The 18,519-nt window shown below is 60.1% G+C and carries 12 protein-coding genes and 1 pseudogene; all 13 read left to right on the plus strand.

The window, feature by feature from the left end:
- Nucleotides 1-21 precede the first annotated feature (21 nt).
- Nucleotides 22-816, plus strand: coding sequence for an ABC transporter ATP-binding protein (locus tag J2046_RS23875; protein ID WP_210056146.1), 795 nt, complete (start codon nucleotides 22-24; stop codon nucleotides 814-816).
- Nucleotides 813-1,628 (plus strand): ABC transporter permease, encoded by an 816-nt coding sequence (locus J2046_RS23880; protein WP_210056148.1) that lies wholly within the window; start codon nucleotides 813-815, stop codon nucleotides 1,626-1,628. The genes J2046_RS23875 and J2046_RS23880 overlap by 4 nt, the downstream gene beginning before the upstream one ends.
- Entirely contained in the window at nucleotides 1,625-2,401 is a 777-nt protein-coding gene (locus J2046_RS23885) for an ABC transporter permease (RefSeq protein ID WP_210056150.1), read from the plus strand. The genes J2046_RS23880 and J2046_RS23885 overlap by 4 nt, the downstream gene beginning before the upstream one ends.
- A gap of 18 nt (nucleotides 2,402-2,419) precedes the next feature.
- Entirely contained in the window at nucleotides 2,420-3,430 is a 1,011-nt protein-coding gene (locus J2046_RS23890; RefSeq protein WP_210056152.1) for an amidohydrolase family protein, read from the plus strand.
- Nucleotides 3,431-3,533: 103 nt separating this feature from the next.
- Nucleotides 3,534-4,340, plus strand: coding sequence for an SDR family NAD(P)-dependent oxidoreductase (locus J2046_RS23895; protein ID WP_210056154.1), 807 nt, complete (start codon nucleotides 3,534-3,536; stop codon nucleotides 4,338-4,340).
- Nucleotides 4,341-4,654: 314 nt separating this feature from the next.
- Nucleotides 4,655-6,511 carry a TRAP transporter large permease gene (locus J2046_RS23900; protein WP_210056255.1) on the plus strand — a complete coding sequence of 619 codons (1,857 nt, stop codon included), beginning with the start codon at nucleotides 4,655-4,657 and terminating at the stop codon, nucleotides 6,509-6,511.
- Nucleotides 6,512-6,558: 47 nt separating this feature from the next.
- Entirely contained in the window at nucleotides 6,559-7,578 is a 1,020-nt protein-coding gene (locus J2046_RS23905) for a TRAP transporter substrate-binding protein (protein WP_210056156.1), read from the plus strand.
- Nucleotides 7,579-7,613: 35 nt separating this feature from the next.
- Entirely contained in the window at nucleotides 7,614-8,495 is an 882-nt protein-coding gene (locus J2046_RS23910) for an IclR family transcriptional regulator (RefSeq protein ID WP_233470233.1), read from the plus strand.
- Between the two features lie 16 nt (nucleotides 8,496-8,511).
- Nucleotides 8,512-9,681, plus strand: a complete 1,170-nt coding sequence (locus tag J2046_RS23915; RefSeq protein WP_210056157.1) for an acetyl-CoA acetyltransferase — start codon at nucleotides 8,512-8,514, stop codon at nucleotides 9,679-9,681.
- A pseudogene (locus J2046_RS23920) lies at nucleotides 9,678-11,306 on the plus strand (acyl-CoA synthetase); the annotation flags it as partial. The gene J2046_RS23915 and the pseudogene J2046_RS23920, both read left to right, overlap by 4 nt.
- Nucleotides 11,307-11,702: 396 nt before the next feature.
- Nucleotides 11,703-12,182 carry a PCC domain-containing protein gene (locus J2046_RS34160; RefSeq protein ID WP_267950867.1) on the plus strand — a complete coding sequence of 160 codons (480 nt, stop codon included), beginning with the start codon at nucleotides 11,703-11,705 and terminating at the stop codon, nucleotides 12,180-12,182.
- A 2-nt stretch (nucleotides 12,183-12,184) separates the two neighbouring features.
- On the plus strand, nucleotides 12,185-12,934 hold the full coding sequence (locus tag J2046_RS23925; RefSeq protein WP_210056159.1) for an SDR family NAD(P)-dependent oxidoreductase: 750 nt from the start codon (nucleotides 12,185-12,187) through the stop codon (nucleotides 12,932-12,934).
- A 136-nt stretch (nucleotides 12,935-13,070) separates the two neighbouring features.
- Nucleotides 13,071-18,518, plus strand: coding sequence for an alpha-2-macroglobulin family protein (locus J2046_RS23930; RefSeq protein WP_210056160.1), 5,448 nt, complete (start codon nucleotides 13,071-13,073; stop codon nucleotides 18,516-18,518).
- Nucleotide 18,519 lies beyond the last annotated feature (1 nt).

The following is an 18,519-nucleotide window of genomic DNA, read 5'->3' on the forward strand; positions in this document are numbered from 1 at the left end:
TGCTCCATGAGGAGGCAGGAAGTGGCGCAGATTGAAATCCGCGATCTCGGGATCGATTACCGGAAACCAAAAAGCAACGAGGTGTTTTCCGCGGTCGATGGCGTAGCGCTGTCGATCGAGAGGGGCGAATTTGTCACCATCGTCGGCTCCAGTGGTTGCGGCAAGAGCACGCTCCTGATGGCGGTCGCCGGGCTTGTGAATCTGTCGCGCGGTTCGATCCGGATCGACAGCAAGGAGGTTATCGGGCCTGGCCCCGATCGTGCCGTTGTGTTTCAGGAAGCGTCACTTCTGCCCTGGCGTTCGGTCCGCGGCAATGTCAAGTTCGGGCTCGAGATGCAGCGCTGGAATGGCGGAGATCTGAACGAACGGGCCATGCAGATGATCCGCCTCGTCGGTCTCGGTCGTTTCTCCGACTATCATCCGCACCAGCTTTCCGGGGGCATGCGCCAACGTGTCAACATCGCTCGCGCGCTTGCCGTCGATCCTGAAGTTCTTCTTATGGACGAGCCGTTCGGGGCGCTCGACGCTCAGACCCGCGAGATCATGGGCACCGAACTCCTGCGCATCTGGGAGCGGGACAAGAAGACGGCGCTGTTCGTCACCCACGATATCGACGAGGCGATCTTCCTTGCCGACAAGATCGTGGTGATGGGCCGCAACCCCGGACATATCAAGGAAGTCATCAAGGTGGATCTGCCACGTCCGCGCGATGAGGCCGTGCTCGACAGCGAGGACTTCAACAATCTCCGCAGGCGGCTGCGTGCCCATCTTGCGGAGGATATGTCCAGCATGCAACTGGTGCAGGAGGTCGCATGAGATCGGCAGAAATGACCGCCGCACCGGCGGAAACCCGGCAGATTTCCCTTTCCTTCTTGCGGCCGTCACGCTCGACGGTGGTTGGCCTCGTTGCGGTTCTCCTGTTCCTCATCCTGTGGCAGATAGCGCCCTCCATGGGGTGGGTGAACGGTCGCTTCACCAGCAGGCCAACGGAAGTTTTCTTCGCGGCGCTCGATATCTTCCGGAACGATAGTTTTCTTTATCATGCCCGCATCAGCCTGACTGAGTTCGTTGCCGGTTTCGCGTTGGCGATCGTCGTCTCCATCCCGCTCGGCGTGCTTCTCGGCACATCGAAGATCGCCCGTTATCTGATCGATCCGCCGCTGATGGCGCTTTATATCGCGCCGACGCTGGTGCTGCTGCCTATCCTTGTCATCTGGCTCGGCATCGACATGGCGCCGAAGATCGCCGTGGTTTTCCTGGGCGCAGTCTTTCCAATCGTGCTGAACACCATGGCGGGCATGAGCGAGGCCGATTCGCGGCTCCTTCGTATGGCGCGTTCGTTCGGGGCTTCAAGGTTCGACATTTTCACCCGCGTTCTGGTGCCAGGTTCGTTGCCGGCACTGCTGACGGGCATCCGGCTGGCAGTTGGTCGCGCCGTACTTGGCGTTGTCGTCGGCGAGCTTTTCGTGTCGCAGGCCGGCATCGGCTATCAGCTCAATCTCTACGGTCAGGCTATGCGCATCGACCGCCTGCTGGTCTATGCGCTGATCGTCAGCGCCTTCGGCTACACGCTGACCATCATGGTCCGCTCGGTGGAAAACAAGATTCGCGACTGGAGATCGAAATGATCGAGCTCTTTTATCGCCGCCAGGCGTTGTTCCTCGGGACTCTGTCCATGATCGGCATCGTTGTCCTGTGGCAGATCGCTGTTGACGGAGGGTTCATCAATCCGTTCTTCATCTCGACGCCGAGTCAGGTTTGGGCGGAGTTCATCGTTCAGTTCGAGGACGGTCAGGTCGCCGCTAATGTCAGCGCAACGCTCTATTGCTTCGCGTGGTCGATGGGGCTCGCGACCGTGGCAGGTATCTTGCTCGGCATGCTGGCCGGCTGGTTCCCGGATGTAGAGGCGGCACTCGAACCTTTCATCTGGTTCAAATATTCAGCTCCCACCGTCGCCTTCTATCCGCTCTTCGTGGCTTGGCTTGGCTACGGCACGCCGACGATCATTGCGATCGCCTTTCTCTTCGCGTTGACGCCGATCTATGCCAACACCCTGTCGGGTATCAAGAATACCGACCGCGACCTTGCCAAGGCCGCCCGTTCCTTCGGGGCGAAACCGTTCGACATCTTCCTGCGGGTCGCGTTGCCGGGTTCGGTGCCGGTGATGATGGCCGGTCTTCGCCTCGGCGTTGGCCGCGCGCTGACGGGCGTTGTGGTGGCCGAGCTCTTCGGCGCCAATGCCGGGCTTGGTTATGCAATCACCTATTACGGTCAGCTCATGCAGACAGCCAAGATGATGGTGTCGATCGTCATCGTCATACTGCTCGGCGTCATCCTGACCCAGATCCTGTCGTTCATGGAATCCAAGACTGACTCCTGGCGGGTCGATAGCGGCCGCTGAAAACTTGAGGTTAGTGTCATGAAGATCATCGATTCCCATTTCCACTGGTGGCCGCGGTCGATTTTCGAGCCGCTTCTTAAGCGCGAAGGCTATCCGAAGGCCGTCGTGAATGCGCGTGGTGGTTATACCTACCACGGTGCCAACGGCCGGCGCGGGACGGTGGCGAGCTGGAAAGAGTGGTTCGACCTCGATGAAGAGCTCGCCTATATGGATAGCCTCGGCCACGACATTTCCGTCGTCTGCTCAATCGGTCCGCTATCGGTCTATTTCTCCGAGCTGCCAGTCGAGGAGGGGCGTGATGCTGCGCTCGCCTGGAACGAGGAAATGGCTTGGGCGCAACGGCGCTATCCGGGTCGTGTCTGGGCGTCCGCTGCCGTGCCGCTGGTCGATACCAGGGTAGCGATCGACGTGCTGGACGATGCCGTTAACCGGCTCGGACTGATGGGCATCAACCTGCCGGGGAGCGTCGGCAAGGAAGGCATGATCGATGACGAACGGCTGGAGCCCTTCTACAGCAGAGTCGAAGAACTCGGCCTGCCGATATTCCTGCACCCGACCGATGCGGTCTTCGCCGACTTCCTGCAGGGATATAACGATGCGTTGCATCTGAGCCTGGGCCGCGTGATGGAGGTGAGCGCTGCGGCCTCGCGTCTCATCCTCTCCGGCATGATGGAACGGCATCCGAGCCTCAAGATCGTCATGTCGCATACGGGCGGTGCGCTGCCCTATCAGTCAGGCCGCATGGACAAGAATTCCAGGACCGCCGGCCTGCCCAAGCCTGTCAGCCATTATCTGCACCGCATGTTCACCGATACCGTCTCGCCGCACTCGGCGGGCATGAAGTTTGCGATCGAATATTTCGGCGCGGATAACGTCATGTACGGCACCGATTATCCCTGCTGGGATCCGGCCGTCTGTCTGAAGCTGCTCGACGAGATAGAAATGACGCCGGCGGTGAAGCAGAAGATTTTCCACGACAATGCGGTGCGTATCCTCGGACTGAAGATGCCGGCTGCGGCTGCCGCCTGATTGCATTTCTGCACATGATCTGTTCGTCATTGAACATGGACCGGATGGCGAGCTCATCGTAAGTTGCCTCAGACCGCCGGGAGGGCGGTCTGGAGGAGCATTTATGGATCGCATGAAGAATAAGGTCGTTCTCGTGTTCGGCGCCGGCTCGGCCGGTCCGGGTTTCGGGAACGGCAAGGCTGCGGCCGTCGCCTATGCCCGCGAGGGAGGCAGCGTCGTCTGCGTCGACGTCAATCTCGATGCTGCGAAGAATACGCTCGACGTCATCGAATCCGAGAGTGGGACGGGCCTGGCACTGGCCGCCGATGTCACCAAATCCGCCGACATCGCGGCCGTCGTCGAGAAAACCATGGAACGCTTCGGGCGTATCGACGTGCTGCACAACAATGTCGGCATCAATGCGCCGGGCGGTGCTGCGGAGGCCACCGAGGAGAGCTGGCGGCGGGTGATGGACGTCAATCTCACCAGCGCATTTCTCACCTGCAAGGCAGTTCTGCCGATCATGGAGCGCCAGAGAAACGGGGCGATCATCAATATTTCGTCGCTCGCTTCCATCCGGTGGACCGGATATCCCTACGTTTCATATTATGCATCGAAGGCGGCGCTCAATCATTTCACCCGCGCGGTCGCGGTCGAATATGCCGCCAAGGGCATCCGAGCCAATGCCATCCTGCCGGGGGTTATGGATACGCCGCATATCCAGAAGCAGATCAGCGGTTACTATGGTTCGACTGAGGAGATGAAAGCGAAAAGAGATGCGCTTTCACCGATGAAGCGGCAGGGAGACGGCTGGGACATCGCCTGGGCATCGGTTTTCCTGGCTTCCGATGAAGCTAAATATATTACCGGCATCGAGCTGCCGGTTGATGGCGGGTTGCATATCACGGTTTCCGGGAGTGTAAACTTCTAAGGGTCATTGAACATTCCACAATGTGGATCGATTCGGCAAATTTTTCATTGCCCGGGCGTTTTTGGACTTGCCTAAATTCGATGGGTTACGCACACTCCCATAATCCGAAGAGGATTGTGATCCATAGTATGGATCAGGGCGGATGGCTGGAGGAGCCTGCCGTCGGGAGGAAAGGGGCGAATCATCGGGGAGGATGTATTCGTCTATTGCGGCAGAGACTGCGATCATTCCGGAGCTAAGTCCTTCAGCCTGCGCGATCAGCGCGCAGCAGAGGAGGATGACGCGTGACAGCAGCCCATAACACGATTGAGCCCATGGACGAGGCGTCGTTGCTCGCGGGCCTCGAAGGCGTCGCGCCTCAGCAGACCGGTTCCGCCTGGATGCGGCCCGTCGAGGCGATTGCTGCGGTTTTGCTCGTCGTGATCATCGCGCTGCTTCTGGCCGGCGTTATTTCCCGTTACATTTTCTCCTTTCCCATTATCTGGATCGATGAGGTTGCGTCGATCTCCTTCCTCTGGCTTGCGATGCTGGGTGCGGCGATGGCAGTCGATCGCAGCGAACATCTGAGGCTGACGCTTTTTGTCGGTATGCTGCCGGAGAGGGTGCAGGCTTTGGCAGGTACTTTCACCATGCTGCTGGTGGCTGTTTTTCTGGGTGCCATGCTGCGACCGGCCTATGAATATGCGATCGAGGAATCCTTTATCACCTCGGCAGCGCTCAACATCCCGATGAGCTATCGCGCAGCCGCGCTGCCGGTTGGCGTGGCGCTGATGCTGGTTCTGGCGCTCGCCAATGCGTTCAAAGGCTCCAGCATCAGGCAGATCGCCGTTTCCGTCGTGGTCATTGCCGCCGTGACCGGTCTGCTCTGGCTGATCGGTCCTAGTCTCAGAGAGATCGGCAACTGGAATATCCCGATCTTCCTTGTCGGGTTGGTGGCGCTGTTCCTGGTGCTCGGCGTACCGATCGCCTTCTGCTTCGGGCTCGGGACGTTGGCCTTCCTCGCATTCACCACCTCCGTGCCGGTTTTCGTGATGATCGGTCGTATAGACGAGGGCATGTCGAGTATCATCCTGTTGTCGGTGCCGATCTTCGTGCTGCTCGGCTGCATTCTCGATGCGACGGGCATGGGCAAAGCGATCGTCGAATTCCTGGCCTCATTGCTCGGCCATGTGCGGGCCGGCATGTCCTATGTGCTGCTCGGTTCGCTCTTTCTGGTTTCCGGTATTTCCGGCTCGAAGGTATCCGACATGGCGACCGTCGCGCCGGCGCTCTTTCCGGAAATGAAACGTCGTGGCCACAAGCCGCCGGAAATGATAGCGCTTCTGGCGACGGGCGCTGCGATGGCGGAAACTGTGCCGCCTTCGATCGTGCTGATCGTGCTGGGGTCCGCAGCCGGCGTCTCGATTGCCGGGCTCTTCACCTCCGGTTTCGCGATCGCCATGGTGCTGTTGCTGGTGCTTGCGGTGCTGGCGCGTTGGAAATCCAGACATGAAGCCATGGAAGGCGTGCGCCGGGCGCCGTTTACCGTCATCAAGAAGACACTGATGGTTGCTGCGCCGGCACTTGTCCTGCCCTTCCTGATCCGCACCGCCGTCGGCGAGGGTATTGCGACTGCGACCGAAGTTTCGACGATAGCGGTGCTCTATGCGATGATCATCGGCATGGTGCTTTACGGTGGTATCAGCCGAAAGCGGCTCTATGGAATGCTGGTGGAAACGGCGGCACTTTCCGGCGCGATCCTGATGATCCTGGGCGCTGCTTCCGCCATGGCCTGGGCTCTGACCCAGACGGGTTTTGCCGCGCAGCTGGTGGAAGCCGTTCGGGGACTTCCGGGCGGCTGGATGACATTCATGGGTGTTTCCATCCTGATCTTCATGGTGCTCGGCTGTGTGCTGGAAGGTCTTCCGGCGATTGTGCTGATGGCGCCCATCATGTTCCCGGTCGCCCGCTCGCTCGGGATCAACGATATCCATTATTCCATGGTGGTCGTGACGGCGATGAATATCGGCCTTATGACCCCGCCGATCGGCATTGGTTTCTATATCGCCTGCAAGATCGGCAATGTTTCGCCGGATGAGGCCATGAAGGCCATCTGGCCCTATATCGGCGCACTGATGATCGGCCTCCTGGTGATCGCAGCCGTGCCCACCTTCTCGACGGTTTTCCTCTGAAGGCCGTGAGATCATAAACCCGGGAACTGAAATCGGAGGAGGATTTCATGAACGTCAACCGCAGAACGCTTCTTCTAGGCGCCGCCACGACCGGCCTCGCCACGACCTTTTCGATCCGCACGCGTCCAGCCAATGCAGCCGAATTCACTTATAAATTCGCCAACAACCAGGCGCTGACCCATCCGATGAATATCCGCGCCAAGGAGGCCGTCACGAAGATCCAGGAGGAGAGCGGCGGTCGTATGGCGATCAATATCTTCCCGTCGAGCCAGCTTGGTGCTGATACGGACATGTTGAACCAGGTTCGATCCGGCGGCGTCGAAATGTTCAGCCTTTCGCCGATCATCCTCTCTACACTCGTTCCGAATGCATCGCTCAACGGCGTCGGCTTCGCTTTCCCCAGCTACGATCAGGTCTGGCCGGCCATGGACGGAGAGCTCGGCAAGTATGTACGTGGCGAGATCGAAAAGAAGGGGCTGCTGACGCTCGAAAAAATCTGGGACAACGGCTTCCGCCAGATCACCTCATCCAAGGGGCCGATCGAAACGCCGAAGGATCTCGAAGGCTTCAAGATTCGCGTGCCGGTGAGCCCTCTCTGGACTTCGATGTTCACGGCCTTCGGCTCGGCGCCCGCGTCCATCAACTTCGCCGAAACCTATACCGCACTGCAGACCGGCATCGTCGACGGCCAAGAAAACCCGCTCGCGATTCTGACGACGGCAAAGCTCTACGAAGTGCAGAAATACGTCTCGATGACGAACCATATGTGGGACGGTTTCTGGATCCTGCTGAATCGTCGCGCGTGGCAATCCTTGCCTGAAGACCTACAGGATATTGTTGCCAAGCATTTCAACGCCGCTGCCGAGTTGCAGCGCAAGGATGTCATGGGCCTCAACGCCACGGTCCAGGCGGAATTGGAAGGCAAGGGCATGAAGTTCAACAAGCCGGACGGCGCTCTCTTCCAAGAGAAACTGCGCAGCGCGAACTTCTACAAGGACTGGAAGGCTAAATACGGCGATGAAGCCTGGGCAATCCTCGAAAAGGCTATCGGCAAGTCGTTGAGCTGATTGGTGTTCGCCGCGATATGGGAGAGAAGCGGTCGATGGAGAAAATGATCGAAAACCTATCCGGTCTTCGGCATGAAGTCGCTTCCGGTTCCGGCGCGCAGGCGGTGGAGCGGGCATTACAGCTTCTCTCCATCGTCGGGCGCGGGGCAGAAAAGGGAGTCGCCTTAAGTGACGTCGTTGCCGACAGCGGTCTCAACAAACCAACTGCCCGGCGCCTTCTCATGGCGTTGATGCGGTCCCGCCTCCTTGAGCAGGATGAGCTTAGCCGCCGTTATTATCTCGGCGGGGAACTCTATGTGCTCGGCATGCTGGCCTCACGCCGGCATGGTCTGCTGGAAATGGCAGGCGAAAGCCTGAAACGGCTTTCCGGACTGTCTGCGGATACGAGCTTTGTCTCGATGCGCCGGGACGACTATGCCGTCTGCCTGCATCGTGAAGAGGGCACGTATCCGGTACGTACCCACGCGTTGCTGACCGGCGACCAGAATCCGCTTGGGATCGGTGCCGGCTCGCTCGCCATGCTGGCGGCTCTGCCGGATTCGGAAGTGGAGGCGATAATCAGCAGGATCGAAAGCGTTATCGCGGTCCAGTATCCGGGATACTCGCCGGAGACCATACGCGAAGACGTCGCCCGCACGCGGGAATCTGGCTATGCATTGAACCCGGGTCGGGTGATCGCCAATTCCTGGGGTATCGGCATGGCGATCCTGCTGCCGGACGGGCGGCTTGCCGGCGCTTTGTCGATTGCGGCGATCGACAGCCGCATGGGTGAGGAGCGCCAGAAGGAACTTGCCGGGTTGCTGCGGCAGGAAGTGGAACGGGTGCAGAGCAAGCTGCGGACGCTCTTCAGTTCGCAGAAGCCCGCGACGCAAATCGTGCGGCAACCGGCGCGGCCCCGAACGCCAGAGCGTGTTTGAAACGAAGGAGAAGGTCATGTCTGGAGCACAGATTGTCGGTTGGGCGCATTCGAAATTCGGCAAGTCAGAGGCCGGCTCGACCCGGGAACTGATGGCTGAGGTGATTAATCCGGCTTTGGAGCATGCCGGCATTATGGCAGGCGATATCGACGGGATTTTTGTCGGCGTTTTCAACAACGGCTTTTCGAAGCAGGATTTCCAGGGCGCGCTGGTGGCGATGGCCGCCGACGGCCTCGATCACGTTCCAGCCGTACGCATGGAAAACGCCTGCGCGACGGGCTCGGCCGCGCTTTATTCGGCGCTTGATTTCATCGCTTCCGGGCGCGGCAGGATCGCGCTCGTCGTCGGTGCTGAAAAGATGACGGCGCTACCGACAAAAGAGACAGGCGATATCCTGCTTTCAGCATCCTACCGCGAGGAGGAGGCAGATGTCGAAGGCGGTTTCGCAGGGCTCTTTGGCCGCATCGCGAGCCACTATTTCCAGCGATATGGCGACCGCTCGGAAGAACTTGCGATGATCGCGGCGAAGAACCATGCCAATGGCATGAAGAATCCCTATGCTCATATGCAGAAGGACTTTGGCTTCGATTTCTGCAACACGGTTTCCGACAAAAACCCCTATGTCGCGGCTCCACTCCGCCGGACCGACTGCTCGCTTGTGTCCGACGGAGCAGCAGCATTGGTGATCGCAGCACCGGAGGTTGCCGCCGGCATGAAGCGTGCGGTGGCCTTCAAGGCACGCAACCATGTGAACGACATCCTCGCCATGTCGCGGCGCGATCCGATCGCCTTCGAGGGCGCTCGCATGGCCTGGCAAAAATCGCTCGCCGAAGCAGGCCTCTCTCTCGATGATCTCAGTTTTGTCGAGACACATGACTGCTTTACCATTGCCGAGCTCATTGAGTACGAGGCGATGGGGCTTGCCAAACCCGGAGAGGGTTACCGCGTCATTCGCGAAGGCATTACCCGCAAGGACGGCCGCCTGCCCGTCAATCCGTCCGGTGGGCTCAAATCGAAGGGGCATCCGATTGGAGCGACGGGTGTTTCCATGCACGTCATGGCGGCGATGCAGCTTTGCGGCGAGGCGGGCGAGATGCAGATACCGGGTGCGGCGCTCGCCGGCGTTTTCAACATGGGCGGCGCGGCGGTCGCCAACTATGTTTCCATCCTGGAGCGGACGAAATGAATGCGGTTACCTCGGTTGCCGCCGGCGGTCAGGCCGATCCGAGGGGTGGGCTTAGCCCGCGCTCGACGCGGGTGATGAACCTTGCCCGCTTTGTGACGCAGGCCATGCGCCGCGAGCCAAAAGGCGTCGCACTCGTCTGGGCGGACAAGACCTGGACCTGGGCGGAGTTGGAGACGCGTATCGATGCAATGGCAACGGCGCTGCAGGAGCGTTTCGGGGTCGTCAAGGGCGACCGCATTCTGGTGCAGTCGCAGAACTGCAACCAGATGTTCGAATCCATGTTCGCCTGCTTCCGGATCGGAGCAGTCTGGGTGCCGACCAATTTTCGACAGACACCGGAGGAAGTGGCGTACCTCGCCAAGGCAAGCGGCGCGACCGGAATGATCTGCAACGCGTCCTTTCCCCATCATGCCCGGGTGACACGCGAAACGAATGCTGAGATCGGCTTTGTCCTCAGTATCGGCGAGACCGATTTCGGCCCCTCCTACGATGCGATCGTAGAGGAGTTTTATGAGAGAAAGCCAGTCGAGGCGCGCGTCGAGCGGGATGATCCCTGCTGGTTCTTCTTCACCTCCGGCACGACTGGAAGGCCGAAGGCTGCGGTGCTGACTCATGGCCAGATGGCGTTCGTTATCAACAATCATCTCTGCGATTTGATGCCGGGTGTGACCTCCGCCGATGCGGCGCTGGTCGTCGCGCCGCTTTCTCATGGTGCGGGCGTGCACCAACTCACGCAGGTGGCGCATGGGGTGAAGACCATCCTATTGCCGACGGAGAAATTCGATATCGACGCTGCCTGGGCGCTGATCGAGACGTGGCGCGTCTCGACGATGTTCACCGTGCCGACGATCCTGAAGCTCCTGGTCGAGCATCCGGCGGCTGAGAAATACGACCATTCCTCGCTGCGCTACGTCATCTATGCCGGCGCGCCCATGTATCGCGAAGACCAGAAACGGGCCTTGAACAGCCTCGGCCCGGTCATCGTGCAATATTTCGGACTCGGCGAGGTGACCGGCGCGATCACGGTGTTGCCTCCGACGCTACATTCGGCGGAAGACGGCGAAGGCGTGAAGATCGGCACCTGCGGCATAGAACGCACCGGCATGCAGGTCTCGATCCAGAACGATGCGGGCGAGGAGGTTGCGCCTTTCGAGACCGGCGAAATCTGCGTCATCGGCCCGGCAGTCTTTGCCGGCTACTACGACAATCCGGAGGCCAATGAAAAGGCGTTCCGCAACGGCTGGTTCCGCACCGGCGACCTCGGCCATATGGATGACCAAGGCTTTCTCTACATCACCGGGCGCGCATCCGACATGTATATTTCCGGGGGTTCGAACGTCTATCCGCGTGAGATCGAGGAGAAGCTTCTTACGCATCCCGCGATCAGCGAAGTGGCAGTCCTCGGCGTACCGGACCCGCTCTGGGGCGAGGTCGGTTATGCGATTTGTGTTGCCAAGCCAGGCGTTTCGGCCAGCGAAGAGGAGATGTTCGCTTTCATCGACGGCAAGATGTCCCGTTACAAGATGCCGAAACGCTTCATCTTCTGGGACGCGTTGCCGAAATCTGCTTATGGCAAGATCACCAAGAAGATGATCCGCGAGGAACTGCAGGCGCGGGGTGAGCTAGATCCGAAGCCGGCTAACGAGAGGCCGGCGCTGCGGCAGCTTAAGCACCCGGGACCGATCGCGACGGTGCGGCGAGAGGCAGTGCGGACTGTGTTGCAACCTATCGAAGGCGTGTTACGGCCGGGCGAGACCTTTATGGCTGGCGTGGCGCGTGTTTTCGCCGAGGCTGGCTGTAAAGGCGGTTTCGTCAACATCGAAGGCGGTGCTTGCGATCCGTTCCGCTATGTACTGCCTGCTTTCTCGCCGGACGCAGATCATGCCGCCTGGTACAGCGCGACCTTCGCGCCGGAAGCGGGTGGCAAATTCCAGGCTGCGACAGCGATATTCGGCGAACGTGACGGTTCGCCCTTCCTGCATTGTCACGGCATCTGGGACACGGGTGAGGGCATGCTGCGCATGGGGCATGTTCTGCCGTTCGATAGTGTGGTGAGCCGGCCGATCCCGGTCAGAGGTTATGGAAGTGCGACGGCGACCTTCGATTCCGTTTCCGACCCGGAGACGAACTTCACGCTGTTTTCAGCCAAGGGGGAGAGCGTTTCGGGGAATGGTATCCTGCTTCGGGTGCGGCCCAACGAGGATGTGGGTATGGCGATCGAGGAGGTTTGCCGGAAACACGGCATCGAGAGCGCCCATATTTACGGTATCGGCAGCATCAATGAACCGGTCTTCGAGGATGGACACCGGGTCGCTTGCCTTGCAACCGAGATCGCCATCGAAAACGGCTTGCTTGAAAATACGGCGGATGGGCTTCGGGCCTCCGTCGACGCCGCAGTCGTCGATACGGAGGGCGTGATCTATCACGGCCGGCTTGCACGAGGCGATAATCCCGTCGGCGTCACATTCGAGCTGGTCATCATCGAAAAACGAGGGAGCTGAACATGCGGAGCGTCGTCGTCACGGGTGCGGGATCGGGGATCGGCCTTTCGACGACGGAGCTTCTGGTCGATGCCGGATGGCATGTGGTTGCCGCTGATCGCGACGCAGGCGCATTGGCGCGTCTCGATGAGAAGGTGGGGAACCGCACTGCAATGCTCACGCCCGTCGCACTCGACGTGACCGACGCGACGGCTGTGGCTCGGCTTGCGGATCAATGCCGTTCGCTGGCCGCGCCGCTTGCCGCGCTCGTCAACAGCGCCGGGATCGCAGCCAATGTCCGTTTTGCCGACACGACTCCGGACATACTGAGGCGAATCTACGAGGTGAACGTTGTCGGAGCCTTTGCCCTCTCACAGGCGCTGGCACCGGTCCTGCACGAAAACGGCGGTGGCTCGATCGTCCATATCGCATCGGTTTCCGGCATCAAGGGCAATCTCGGTCGTTCGGCTTACGGTGCCTCCAAAGGTGCGCTGATAACGCTCACGAAAATCATGGCCGTTGAACTCGCCGATGACCTGATCCGCGTCAACGCCATCGCGCCGGGGCCGATCGAGACGCCGATGGTCAAGGAAAACCATACGGCCACTACGCGGGAGGAATGGCACCGCTCCGTTCCAATGCGGCGCTACGGGCGGCCGGAAGAGATTGCTTCGGCTGTCGCTTTTCTCATCGATGATCGGCAGTCTTCCTATATAACCGGACAAATTCTCGCGGTCGATGGAGGCTTCACAGCGGCGGGCCTTATGGCCTGATCCGTTCCGGCACAGATCCTCTTTTGTGACAGAATCTTCACGAAATTCGGCAGCATCAGATGCCGAGGTTCGTTGACAAGTCCTTGCATAAATTAGAAAACTGGCTCATCCGATGGCAGCCACGGGGGGACGTATCATGTCTAGGCGCGCATTTTTCGGCTTTTCCGCTCTTCTTTTCTCCGCGCTTGCTCTAGCCTCGCCCCTGGCCGCGGCTGAGCGCCGCGTCGAGACGACACCGGACGGCGATTATCTCGGCTTCGATCTGAGAACCGTCAAGAATGTCAGCCAGGCCCAATGCGAGGCTGCTTGTATCGGCGACAATGGCTGCAAGGCCTTCACCTACAATATCAAAGCTAAATGGTGCTTCCTGAAGTCGGATTACGGCCAGCTCAATTCTTTCCAAGGTGCCGTTGCCGGCAAGATCGTGGAGATAGCGTCAGAGCCGGATATTGGCGCGCCACCGAGGCTCAGCTTCCTTTCGGAAGATCTGCTGCAACAGGCGCGCGAACAGAAGGACGGACTGACGCTCGGCGACAACCAGCAGGGCTACGGGATTGAGAACCTGAAGACCGTCGCCCAGAGTGAACTTCTCCGCGGTAACGTCGATACCGCAATCTATAACTTCAAGGGCGCCCTCTCCCTCACACCGGATGATGGTGCGCTCTGGATCGAGCTTGCCCGCGCTGCAGGCACGGCAAAGGATAACAGCAGCGCCGATAGCGAAGGGACGCTTGCCGCGATCAACGGTTATGAGCTCTCCCGCACGACGCAAAGCCGCGCCGACGCACTGGCGGTTCTCGCTGCAGCGCTGGCCAAGCAGCAGAACTACCGCTCGGCGCTCAACGCCTATAAGGCAAGCCTTGCCCTGGTGAATGCCCGCACCGTCCAGGCCGCTTACAACGATTTGCGTGATCGCCAGGGTTTTCGCGTGACCGGCAATACGGTCGATGCCGACAGTGCAAATCCGCGTGCCTGCGTACAGTTCTCGGAGCCTCTGGTGAAGACGGGCGTGGACTATGCACCGTTTGTGGTGATGGATGGGCAGGCGCCGAAAGCGATGGAAGCCAAGGACAATCAGATCTGCGTCGAAGGCCTGACACACGGTCAGCGCTACAAGCTGTCGCTTCGTCGTGGCATGCCTTCGTCCGTGGACGAACCGCTCGTCGCACAGGTCGATGTCGACATTTACGTCAAGGACCGCTCGCCGGTGGTGCGTTTCACCGGCGACAGCTTTGTGCTGCCTTCGACCGCCCGCCGCGGCATTCCGATCGTTTCGGTCAACACGGAAAAGGCAGATCTGAAACTTTACCGCATTGGTGACCGGAACATCGCTTCGCTGCTCGCCAATTCGCAGTTCCTGACCCAAATGGACGGCTACAATGCCAGCCAGATTGAAGAGCAGAGCGGCGAACTCGTGTGGCAGGGCACGATCGACACCGGTCAGGAACTCAACAAGGACGTGGTGACGAGCTTTCCGGTCGACGAAGTGCTACCCACTCGCAAGCCGGGCGTCTACGTGCTGACCGCAGCCGCCTCGAACGCCGTGACCCAGGAATGGGACAACAAGGCAACGCAATGGTTCGTGGTCTCCGATATCGGTCTTACGACCTATGCCGGTACAGACGGCCTGCATGTCTTCGCCCGTTCGCTCGGCACCGCGAAACCCATTGCCGGCGTCGATCTGCAACTCCTTGCGAAAAACAATGAAATTCTCGGCACCGCCAAGACCGATGCGGACGGCCGTGCCATCTTCACTGCTGGTCTGATGCGTGGCACCGCGGGAATGGTGCCGGCGGTTCTGACTGCTCAGAAAAGCGGCCAGGACTATGTCTTCCTCGACATGACACGTGCCGGGTTCGACCTTTCGGACCGTGGAGTGACGGGCCGGCCGGCGTCCGGCGCGATCGACATCCTGCCCTGGACCGAACGCGGCATCTATCGCCCCGGCGAGACAGTTCATGCGAGCGCGCTTGCCCGTGACGTCGATGCGGCGGCAATCGAAAACCTGCCGCTCACCTTCGTTTTCCTGCGTCCGGACGGCGTCGAGGACAGGCGCATGGTCAATAATGGCTCGCTCGGCGGCTATGCGCTCAACCTGCCGCTGCTCGAGACCGCCATGCGTGGCACCTGGACCATGCAGATCTTCACCGATCCCAAGGGCTCGGCGATCGGCGAGAAGACCTTTTTGGTCGATGACTTCGTGCCGGACCGTATCGAATTCGACATGACGAGCGAGGCAAAGGAAATCGAAGTCGGCCAGCCAGTATCGGTCAATGTCGATGGTCGCTTTCTCTATGGTGCACCAGCAGCCGGCCTCGATCTCGAAGGCGAAATCACGCTGAAACCGACGCGTGAGAATGCCGCCTTTCCCGGTTACCAATTCGGCCTCGCTGATGAGGAAGAAACGGAAGCCGTGCGCATTCCGCTTGATGCGCTGGAACCTACCGACGAAGATGGCAAGGTGACTTTCGATGCTGCCGTCAGCGACGTGCCCTCGACGACGCAACTTGTCAATGCGGAGATCGTGGTGCGTATGCAGGAGGCCGGCGGCCGTGCCGTCGAGCGCTCGCTCGCCCTGCCGGTCAAGCCGGATGGCGCGCGGATCGGCATCAAGCCGGAATTTACAGGTGACCTTGCCGAAAATTCGGTCGGCAACTTCACCGTGATCGTCATCGATACGGATGGCCGGAAGCAGCCGATGCAGGGTTTGTCCTGGAAGCTGATCAAGGTCGAGCGCGATTACCAATGGTATCGCGACGGCTCCTCCTGGCGTTTCGAACCGGTGACCCGAACCAGCCAGGTTTCGAACGGCATTGTCAACGTAACGGCCGACGGCGGAAAGATTTCCGTGCCGGTAGAGTGGGGCCGTTACCGTCTGGAAATCGAGACCGCCGATGTTGGCGGCCCGGCCTCCAGTGTGGAGTTCGATGCCGGTTGGTTCGTAACGGCGACGTCGACCGAAACCCCCGATGCGCTTGAGATCGCGCTGGACAAGCAGAGCTATAAGGTCGGCGAAACCGCCAAGCTCAAGGTTTCGTCGCGTTATGCTGGCGAGCTGATGATTACCGCCGGTTCCGAGGACCTGATCTCAGTGCAAAACACCAGCGTCGGTCAGAATGGCGGTGAGGTGGAGATTCCTGTCACGGCCGATTGGGGTGCCGGGTCTTATGTCACCGCGACCCTCTATCGTCCCGGCGAAGCGCAGGAAAGCCGCATGCCGATGCGTGCCATCGGCATTACCTGGTTGAAGGTCGATCCCGAAAGCCGCAATCTGCAGGTGTCGATCGATGCCCCGGAAAAGACGCTGCCGCGCCAACCGCTCGATATTTCCGTGCAGGTGGCGGGAGCAGGTGCCAATGAGAATGCCTATGTCACGGTTGCTGCGGTGGATGTCGGTATCCTCAATCTCACACGTTACGAGCCGCCGGCGCCGGATGATTGGTATTTCGGTCAGCGTCGTCTCGGCCTTGAAATCCGTGACATCTATGGCAGGCTGATTGACGGTTCCCTCGGCGCGACCGGGCGGTTACGCACCGGTGGCGACGGCGGCAGCGTTGCGTTGCAGGGCAGTCCGCCGAAGGAAAAGTTGGTCGCCTTCTTTTCCGGTCCGGTCAAGCTTGATGCGGAGGGCAGGGCAAATGTCTCCTTCGACATCCCGCAATTCAATGGCACCGCACGCGTCATGGCGGTGGCGTGGTCGAAGACCGGGGTCGGGCATGGCGTGAAGGATGTGGTGGTCCGCGATCCGGTCGTGATCACTGCAAGTCTGCCGCGATTTCTGGCGCCTGGCGACGACAGCAATTTGAGGCTCGATCTTGCGAATGCCGATGGACCTGCCGGCATTTACGACCTCAGTGTCACGACGAGCGATGCGGTCGCCGTCGGTCAGAGCGGGATCAAGCCGGTGGAACTCGCCGCAGGAGCCAAGACCAGTGTCACGCTGCCGCTGGTCGGTATCGAGCCGGGTGACGGGGCTGTGTCTATCCGCCTGTCGAATGCGTCCGGCCTGTCATTGGAACAGGTGCTCAATATTCCGGTGCGGCCGGCTGCGATGCCGGTGACCGAGCGCCGGCTGGTCGATCTCCGGCCCGGCGCCAGTGTCACGGTCGATTCCAATCTGCTCGCCGATAGCGTACTTCAGGGCGCTTCGGTTAGCATCAATGTCAGTCGCTCGAACGCCTTCGACATTCCGGCATTGCTGATGAGCCTCAGCCGCTACCCTTACGGCTGTGCCGAGCAGACGACCAGCCGGGCGCTGCCACTTCTCTATCTCAGCGAGATGGCCGTACAGAACGGTTTGGCCGACGATGCGGAGGTCAAGAAGCGCGTGCAAGATGCGATTTATCGCGTACTCTCCTACCAGTCCTCTGCGGGCAGTTTCGGCCTGTGGGGACCTGGCGGCGGCGACCTCTGGCTCGATTCCTACGTGACGGACTTTCTTTCACGCGCCCGGGAGCAAGGGTATGACGTTCCGGAACAGGCGTTGGTCCAGGCTCTCGAAAGCCTGCAGAACTCGCTGGGCTACACCAACAACGTCCGGGATCAGGGCAACGAAATCGCTTATGCGCTCTACGTGCTCGCCCGCAATCGCAAGGCAGCGATCAGCGACCTTCGCTATTACGCGGACACGGCGTTGAACGACTTTCCGACACCGCTGGCCAAAGCGCATATCGCTGCCGCCCTCTCGCTTTATGGCGATGCCCAGCGGTCGAAGAGCATCTTTGCGGACTCCCTGCAGATGTCGGAACAGGCGCATATTCACAAGGTGAGCCTGGTGCGTTCCGACTACGGCTCGTCGTTGCGCGACGGCGCTGCCGTGTTGGCGCTTGCCGCCGAAAGCAAGCCGGTGCCGCCGATCGTCCCGGCATTGGCGGACATTGTTGCCAAGGAATGGAGTGCCAAGAAGTATACAAGTACCCAGGAACAGACCTGGATGCTGCTTGCCGCTCGCGCTCTGCAGAAGGGTGATGACAACCTGCGGCTCAATGTGAATGGTGCGGACCATCGGGGCACCCTGATGTCGCAGATGACGGGAGATGCGCTCATCGATCATCCGGTGACAATCCGCAATGATAGCGGCGATCCGTTGTCTGCGGCGATCACAACGGTGGCTGCGCCGGCCCAGCCGCTGCCGGCCGGCGGTGACGGCTTCGAGATCACCCGCACCTACTACGATATGGCCGGTGAGGAGGTGAATGTCAGCGAGGCGCAGCAGAACGAGCGTTATGTCGTTGTTCTGAGCATCACCGAAACCAATGAATGGCCATCGCGCATCGTCGTCACCGATCTGTTGCCGGCAGGTTTCGAAATCGACAATCCGAGCATTGTCAACAGTGCCAGCCTCACCAACTTTGATTGGATCGAGGAGGTACAGGCCGCTCATACCGAATTCCGCAATGATCGTTTCGTTGCGGCCTTCGACCGGAGCGCCGGCGACAATCGGCAGATCACGCTGGCCTATGTCGTCCGCGCCGTAACACCCGGCGTCTACGATCACCCGGCGGCGCAGGTGGAGGACATGTATCGTCCGCAATTCTCGGCGCGCACCGCGACGGGCAAGATGGAGGTCGTCGCTAAGCAATAAG

The sequence above is a fragment of the Neorhizobium petrolearium genome (genome assembly GCF_017873175.1).
In the GTDB taxonomy this organism is placed as follows: domain Bacteria; phylum Pseudomonadota; class Alphaproteobacteria; order Rhizobiales; family Rhizobiaceae; genus Neorhizobium; species Neorhizobium petrolearium.

Excerpts from the sequence above, each read along its gene's own strand:
- J2046_RS23880 (WP_210056148.1), top strand. The coding sequence starts at position 813 with ATGAGATCGGCAGAAATGACCGCCGCACCGGCGGAAACCCGGCAGATT.
- J2046_RS23885 (WP_210056150.1), top strand. The coding sequence starts at position 1,625 with ATGATCGAGCTCTTTTATCGCCGCCAGGCGTTGTTCCTCGGGACTCTG.
- J2046_RS23890 (WP_210056152.1), top strand. The coding sequence starts at position 2,420 with ATGAAGATCATCGATTCCCATTTCCACTGGTGGCCGCGGTCGATTTTC.
- J2046_RS23895 (WP_210056154.1), top strand. The coding sequence starts at position 3,534 with ATGGATCGCATGAAGAATAAGGTCGTTCTCGTGTTCGGCGCCGGCTCG.
- J2046_RS23900 (WP_210056255.1), top strand. The coding sequence starts at position 4,655 with ATGGACGAGGCGTCGTTGCTCGCGGGCCTCGAAGGCGTCGCGCCTCAG.
- J2046_RS23905 (WP_210056156.1), top strand. The coding sequence starts at position 6,559 with ATGAACGTCAACCGCAGAACGCTTCTTCTAGGCGCCGCCACGACCGGC.
- J2046_RS23910 (WP_233470233.1), top strand. The coding sequence starts at position 7,614 with ATGGAGAAAATGATCGAAAACCTATCCGGTCTTCGGCATGAAGTCGCT.
- J2046_RS23915 (WP_210056157.1), top strand. The coding sequence starts at position 8,512 with ATGTCTGGAGCACAGATTGTCGGTTGGGCGCATTCGAAATTCGGCAAG.
- J2046_RS34160 (WP_267950867.1), top strand. The coding sequence starts at position 11,703 with ATGGGGCATGTTCTGCCGTTCGATAGTGTGGTGAGCCGGCCGATCCCG.
- J2046_RS23925 (WP_210056159.1), top strand. The coding sequence starts at position 12,185 with ATGCGGAGCGTCGTCGTCACGGGTGCGGGATCGGGGATCGGCCTTTCG.
- J2046_RS23930 (WP_210056160.1), top strand. The coding sequence starts at position 13,071 with ATGTCTAGGCGCGCATTTTTCGGCTTTTCCGCTCTTCTTTTCTCCGCG.